At 58.6% G+C, this 6210-nt stretch carries 6 protein-coding genes; 3 read left to right on the top strand and 3 right to left on the bottom strand.

The features are described 5' to 3' along the window. Nucleotides 1-449: 449 nt before the first annotated feature. Nucleotides 450-1280: a 23S rRNA (adenine(2030)-N(6))-methyltransferase RlmJ gene (locus tag O6X71_RS10795; RefSeq protein ID WP_353465856.1), complete on the bottom strand. Its 831-nt coding sequence runs from the start codon at nucleotides 1278-1280 to the stop codon at nucleotides 450-452. Nucleotides 1281-1434: 154 nt separating this feature from the next. Between O6X71_RS10795 and O6X71_RS10790 the strand changes: the two genes are divergently transcribed. Continuing rightward, on the top strand, nucleotides 1435-1863 hold the full coding sequence (locus O6X71_RS10790; protein WP_353465855.1) for a hypothetical protein: 429 nt from the start codon (nucleotides 1435-1437) through the stop codon (nucleotides 1861-1863). A gap of 544 nt (nucleotides 1864-2407) precedes the next feature. Next, the gene (locus O6X71_RS10785; RefSeq protein ID WP_353465854.1) at nucleotides 2408-3193 is read left to right on the top strand and encodes a hypothetical protein; all 786 of its coding nucleotides are present in this window, start codon (nucleotides 2408-2410) and stop codon (nucleotides 3191-3193) included. A gap of 209 nt (nucleotides 3194-3402) precedes the next feature. On the opposite strand, the gene O6X71_RS20965 is transcribed toward O6X71_RS10785, so the two are convergent. After that, nucleotides 3403-3633: an immunity protein Imm33 domain-containing protein gene (locus O6X71_RS20965; protein WP_435368475.1), complete on the bottom strand. Its 231-nt coding sequence runs from the start codon at nucleotides 3631-3633 to the stop codon at nucleotides 3403-3405. A 426-nt stretch (nucleotides 3634-4059) separates the two neighbouring features. Between O6X71_RS20965 and O6X71_RS10780 the strand changes: the two genes are divergently transcribed. Next, nucleotides 4060-4854, top strand: coding sequence for a hypothetical protein (locus O6X71_RS10780; RefSeq protein WP_353465853.1), 795 nt, complete (start codon nucleotides 4060-4062; stop codon nucleotides 4852-4854). A 209-nt stretch (nucleotides 4855-5063) separates the two neighbouring features. On the opposite strand, the gene O6X71_RS10775 is transcribed toward O6X71_RS10780, so the two are convergent. Beyond that, on the bottom strand, nucleotides 5064-6191 hold the full coding sequence (locus O6X71_RS10775) for an FAD-dependent monooxygenase (RefSeq protein WP_353465852.1): 1128 nt from the start codon (nucleotides 6189-6191) through the stop codon (nucleotides 5064-5066). Nucleotides 6192-6210: the final 19 nt, after the last annotated feature.

The following is a 6210-nucleotide window of genomic DNA, read 5'->3' as shown; positions in this document are numbered from 1 at the left end:
CCCCTCCCTTTCGAGAAGCTTGCAGCATCCGGTTTTTTGCGACCGCTCCAGAAGCCGGTGAGGCACTCCGCTGCGGTTCGACGTCTGTAAGAGAGCATTCTCAGAACGTCAACAGGAAATTTGCCGGGCCGATCAGCGATATTGTGATCATAGTCGTTCCTATCATACCAAGGACCGTAAAGCGTCGTAGCCCTAGTTCGGCTAGTCGCGTGATAAACCCACAATTGGCCTTTGGAAGGCCAGAAATGGGACTCGCTGCTGTTCCCAGCGCTTTCAGCAGTCGACTGTTTTTCAGAGGAAGACCTACCAGTATTCCCCAATTAACGCAGAGCGCATCGACAATGATCATGAGCCACCTCCGACAACGGGCGTATCTCACGAGATGCTTTGCTCGAAGCTTGCCGCGCGGGAATACCTCTTTTGGGACAAGGGGGCGGTGATGGTTTACCTTAATCCGCTAACCAATCGGTTGTGATCTCGCCACTATGCCCCTCCGGCGCAAGCACGGCGCGCAGGGCTTCTAGCAGAGGCGGCAGCGCCTGCATGAAGGCGTAGGGCGGATTGACGATATAAAGGCCCGCGCCATTATAGATGCCGGGCCGATCGCCATCGTACAACCAATGCTCCACCGTCAGCAATTTCGGGATGCCGAGCTTCCGCAACTGCTGTTTCCACCGCCAATGCGTGGTGCGGTCTTTCAGCGGATACCAGATCACCGTCACGCCATGCGCCCATTTGCGGTGAGCCGCGGCGAGCGTGGCTGTGATACGTTCACGCTCATCGGGCTGCTCGTACGGCGGGTCGACCACCACTACGCCGCGCGCGGTTCGGGGCGGCAGCATCGCCAGCCAAAGCTCGTAAGCGTCGCGCTCATGCACGGCAGCGGATGTGCCGCGCATCACGCCGCGCAAGGTATAGGCGTCATCGGGATGTTTTTCGTTCAGGATCAGGAAATCCTGCGGGCGCAGAAGCTGCGCCAGTATCTGCGGCGATCCGGGGTATAAGTGTGGCTCGGCCCCTACGTTCACCGCCTGTATGGCGGCGCGGTAGTCGTCCAGAAACGGGTTCGGAGCGGCAAGGGCCCGCAGCACGCCCTGCGTAGACTCGCCGGTGCGTTGGGCATCCTCGCCGTCGATGTCGTACAGCCCGCAGCCGGCATGGGTGTCGATCAGGGTCAGCGCGCCCTGTTTTTGCTGCAAGGCCCGCACGAGGGCGATCAGTAGGCTATGCTTCACGACATCGGCACTGTTGCCGGCATGGAAGGAATGCCGATAATTCATTGCGACTTAAAATCCTGACGATCTGCCTTTATGCGTGCTGCTGAGCGCGAGGCGACTGAAGTAACTGTTCCGGTGCTATTATAAAGTCGGGTGGAAACCTTCAACGCTCTTCTAAGCGAAGCCTCGAGCCCGCGTTAGCGGTCATCACCAGATGATGAAGCCCTCGCTGACGCTGGATCACACCCGATCAATGATCGAAGCGGCAGCGAAAGGACTCGGTATTGCGCGATTTAGGTTAGCGAGCGTCAATCTCCTTCTCATGCCGGCGGACTGGTGTCCGAAGATACCGGGCCTATGCCACTATCATGCGGGGCATCAGCATGTGCGAGCGACGCTTCGGGCGTTCATCGACACGCTGAGCACGTCACGCATGGGCTTATTCGGCGTATGTCTGGCGCTTTCCAACTTCTGGTTTCGTGCCTTGACGACACCCGCTTGGGATGACCCGCTGACCCAGTTGCGGCGTTCGTGTGCCCTCTCGCTCCCCAACTTCAGGCATTCATTCATCGCCGCACTATTACGCTTTCAGCTTGTGATTTTCGGTCATGAACGTCGTTGTGGAGAGGATTCCGAACGTCACTGACTTAGCAGAGGCCCGCATTCTTCCCCCACGATCTGATATCTCCACGTTTGCGGCAGGCTGGTCACATATCCGCTTAGGCAATCGATCTTGCGGCCATTGTCCAGAAGCAGGTGAACCTTTCCATCCCCCCTCGCATGAGATCGGCACAATCCAAATAGCTGGCCTCGCACTCGGTGGAGCCTATTCACGCAACCACAAATGTCTACGCTTGCAGAACGCGCCGATGTTGTCGGTCATAAACGTGGAACGTGTCGGCGGATCGCGAACACGCGCTTAATGCCAAGGACGGGATTAAGAGCATTAGCTTCGTCGCTACAGGATGCGCTTTGCGGCGAGCGCCTGCAATTGCGTGTAAACGGAATGGCCTGAATGGAAGGGAGCTGCACGGCTGGATCTCGGGTGAAATCTCAGGCTATCAGACTCACCGAAGCACCCTACCGTGCTTATTCCAAACAATAAATTTAGGGTTGTACTCGCCGACCTGCTTTCGGCACGAGCGCCATTCCCTGTTGTGTCCTCGTGCAATAACGGATGTGCAAATTTCGTGATCGACACCCAGAATGCGATCTTTAAGATGATTGAGAACTGCTTAAACCAGGAAGATCCACGAATGCCCAAAGCCAGAATTCGTTCGCTCTGCGTACTCGTCGGTTGTTCGATATCGTTAGTCGCATGCGGGGGTAAGGAAGACACGTCGCAGAACACGTCGCTGTCTGCGGGCGATAGTCAGGCGTCTATGATGATCGCCAGTTCGTTTCCCGGCAGTGGCAAATCCAAATTCACGTTGGCCGATGGGCCTGACGTCTGCTTCCGAGCAGCTGCCAAAGAGCTCGGCGATACCGCGAAGGTATCCGAACTGACGTCCTTCTTCAGCCTCGGCAAAGACATCGACCCCATGGCCTCCGCGCCATCAGGAGAAATGACGTCCTGTATCGTGCAGTACCAGAGCCCGCAGGATCCGAGAAAGCTTCAAGAAGTGTCCATGGACGTCACGACAGGCAGTTTTGGGCCCCCCAGACCCGTCGAAATCACGGTGATGGGCGGTGACGCCTCCGAATTCAGGCTAGAAGATCATCTGATCGCTTTTTCACACATCAACGCGGCAGGATTGAAGGCCATCATGGACGGCCAAAAGGCGAGCATGGACCAGGTCTACGGCAAATATGGCTGGTCTGGCGTACGGCTCCAGTCCCCCGACGCGTTCGATTCAAAGCACACGCTTCGTCTCGACCTCGATGGCCGTTTGGCCTCAAACGATATCAAGAAGGGGGGCTACGCGTCGATCTCGACCGATGGTAAAACGATCAGGCGCAATTTCCTCAAGCCCTGACGGATTCGAGCAAGGTCCACGGTCCGTTCGGCGATGATCAGGCTCGTCATCAACGGGACGTCATTGCAAGGGGGCGACAGGCTGCGTCTCGCGGACTCCGCCTCGATCAGTCCTAGCGGGCTTTCTAGGCCGTCTCCATGCATTGAAAGTAGACAAACCGGGATGGGACGTTAGCGGAATGGCCGAGATGGGGATTTGAGACCGTCCGCTTAGGCGTCGAGCAGGCTGCTATCGAACCGTACATCCTCATATTCCGGCGCGACCAGGAATCTCCAGCCTGGCGAGACAGTCGCTGGCAAGATGACGAGCATGTAGAGGTTGGAAAAAACGTCATGGTCCGAATACTCACCTGAGCAGATAAACCAACCTGAGGTTCCGCTTTCAAGCGAATGACGCAAGCCGTGGAGGGGAAAGCCCCCGCGCAAAGCGTCTTCCGAAATGCCGCCTTATAGATGTCGTCCAAGGGCATAAAACGGGCACCATATCGCTTACATAACGACTGTTGTTCTTTGTTCATGGCCTGTGCGTAGCGCGGTGAACGAGCGTCTGCGATCGGGGCCTTGCTGATTGCGCGTGAATGGCGACAATTGCGCAAACGCGCCCCTGTCCTACGGCTTCCGGCCAGCCCCACTTGCAGATACTCACGTCCCCTTCCCCGCCCCGGGACTGCAGACCTCTATTCCTCTCCACGTTACGATCTCTCCTGGCTGGGTACCCAGCCAAACATCGCCAATTTGAGAGAGTAACCGACGTGATTGGCGGCAAGGCATTGCGTTCTCCACGACGTCGTTGTTGGCGAACAACGCCCCATGATCGGCTTGGCAAAGCGAGCCCACATGATAAGTTCAGCGACGAAGGGGCAAGCGATGATTGCGTATCTGATAATGTTGCAAGCAGGAGCGAACATCATGGCCGCGCCCGAGCAGGTTACCCCCGCTAGTGTGGTCGCGACCCCAACAGCCGCGGCGCGAGCGTTATCCGTGGCAGGAGTGACGCTGCCCGCCACGCCCGTCTCCTTCACCTTCCAATGTCTGGTACTTCGGGGCGACATGCCGGGTAACTGCATCGATGCGAAGGACGGCGTCGTGCTTGATCAGAAGGCATTCTGGCCACGTATTGAAACTCTCCGGTTGGCTGCAGAGACCGATCCGTTGCTGCGCGCGGCACGTGCGAAGACTGCATTCTACCGCCTGCGTCCGGCTCCCATCGGCAAGCGGACCCGATCCGTACTAATTCAAGAAACGGTCTCCCTCGCCGATGCTCCCCCGAGCGAGCGGCCGGGGGCGGGGGTCGACAAGAAGGAATTGGCGATCACGGAACTCGATATAAGCGATTTCTATCCCCCCGCCGCCCTTAGAGCCGGTGCGCAAACGCGCGTAACTGCGACCTGCCGGGTACTTGTCGATCGCAGCCTGTTGTGCCGAAACGCTCAGGTCGACCTTCTGCCCGTTGTCGGCGCCCAGCCAATGTGGCGTGCGCCAGCGCTTGACCCGGAGTTCGAGCGCGCGACTGTTAAGGCGCTGTCGACTGCCAAGGTTCGCCCTACTTTGTCATCAGGCGGCAGCAGCATCGGGCGAGAGGCTCAGTTCACGGTCAACTGGACGCTACCGAACAACGCCGAAGACGGCTCGACCTACGCAACCGGCGGGAAGCTTCAATAGCCCATGTTCCCCTGAGTAGATGACGTCAGCTTGTTGCCGGACTGCCCGCCTGCGTCAAACTGGCGAGTTCCATACCCGGACATGCAAGATCGGCTGGCCGCTAACCAATTGCGGACGTTCGCTCATTGATCGTCAAGCACTTTCCATACTGAGGCCATACCGCTTCGTCCTGTCCGTGTTGAAGCGGAAATCAGCGAAGGGTCGAGCTCTTAAAATCCCATATCGCCCGCTGCAATCTTCTGATCACGCTCAGCAAGCTCACTCTCGTTGGCGGGACACATCATCGACATTCCATCGCTTGCCGCCCGCTCCTGCACTTCCTCCACAAAAGGTCGCAACGCATCTTCATAGTGACGGAAAGCTGCGGCGTGATCGCCGGGAGATTGTTCCAGCGCCGCGGCTAGGCGCCCCGCGCCGATGATCGCCATCGAGCCGCCAAAGCCGGCGAGTGGCGAGACGCAATAGCCCGCATCGCCGACCAATGTGACGCGGCCAAGTGACCAGCTCGGCATCCTGATCTGGTTGATTCGATCGAAGTAGAAGTCGTCGTCGCCGGCCGCGCTATCGAGCATCGCGGGCACCTTCCAGCCCAGCCCAGCGAACCGCTCCTGAATCAGGCGGCGTTGCTGCGCCCGATCGCGATAGTCGTATTCGATCTCGTTCTCGGTCCGAAAACCGAAACCGATATCAGTCCGGTCGTCATAGCCATTTAGCATCGCCATCCGGCCCGGCACGCTGAAGACCTCAGACACGTTCGCGGGCAGCAGTCCGGTCTCCCCGACCACCTTCAGGAAGAAGTAACCACCCATAAAATAGGTGAACTGGTCGCTCTCGCCGAAGAGCAGCTTGCGCGTGTTCGACCGATTGCCGTCGCACCCAAAGACCAGGGCGAAGTCGCGCCGCTCCCCATCGTTGAAGGTGACCGAGACAGCGCCCTGCCCTTCCTCCAGCCGATCGATCGACCGGCCAAACTGCAGCTCGACATCGTCCGCGACGGCGCCGAACAGGATATCCAGCAGATCGTCGCGGTGGATCTCGTATCGCTCGGACGATGCCTGGTCGCTGCCGGCACCGACGGTGCCCAACGTGATGTCGTCAACGTCCTTGAACGCAAAGCGGCGATGAGGGAGCGCCTTGGCGCGAACCGCGTCAGCAAGACCCATGCGAGCTAGAATGTCGATCGTCTCGCCCTCGATGTCGACGGGCGTCCCCCCTCGCCGAAGCTCCTTCGCCACCTCGACGATGGTGACTCGATAACCAAGCCTGTTCAGCCAATATGCGGTCGCAAGGCCGGCAAAGCTGGCGCCGCTAACGAGAACGGCGGTTGACGAAGTCATGAGAATGTCCCCAAACTGG

The sequence above is a fragment of the Sphingomonas faeni genome (assembly GCF_040407505.1).
Classification (GTDB): Bacteria; Pseudomonadota; Alphaproteobacteria; order Sphingomonadales; family Sphingomonadaceae; genus Sphingomonas; species Sphingomonas faeni_E.
Note: the sequence above shows the minus strand (reverse complement) of the source record. Positions and strands in the feature narration are given on the sequence as shown.